Raw genomic sequence first — 455 nt, 5'->3', positions numbered from 1 at the left:
CGGTTTCAAAGTGATGATGATTTTGGAAAGACGCTCTACTAGCGTGATAACAGCACTCTTGTGGTGAACACCCACAATGGTATCTCCTTCGAGATGACCGAATTCTTCGGTGAACGCTGGATAGTCTGCCTCTCTTTCCACGATATTTCGCTTGAAGGCTTGTTTTCCGCGACGTTCTTGATGCCCGTTTGGCTTACGTTTTCCTTTCATGGGTAAGGTTTTTTCATCGAACACCTTTTCCTTGAAACGCCGATAAAGCGTCCGCATGGAACAGTCAATGGGTTTTTCTTTACGCCCAATAATGACATCGGGTGTCCAGCCCTGTGAGACTTTTTCTTTAATGTAGACTTGTTGGTCTGCAGGAAGGACACACTTACGTCTACCACACCGTTGTTTGTTTTTCTTATATTGTTGGTAATACTCAATGGCGGTATGGCCCTCTTTTAAGAAGTTGA

The 455-nt window shown here is 44.4% G+C and carries 1 protein-coding gene; it reads right to left on the bottom strand.

Annotated elements, in window-relative coordinates:
* The coding region (locus tag ACEN3Z_RS11910; protein WP_407090989.1) for an IS30 family transposase at window positions 1-455 on the bottom strand (455 nt) is incomplete at both ends.

The organism is Ruoffia sp. FAM 26254, assembly GCF_045528545.1.
In the GTDB taxonomy this organism is placed as follows: domain Bacteria; phylum Bacillota; class Bacilli; order Lactobacillales; family Aerococcaceae; genus Ruoffia; species Ruoffia halotolerans.
Note: the sequence above shows the minus strand (reverse complement) of the source record. Positions and strands in the feature narration are given on the sequence as shown.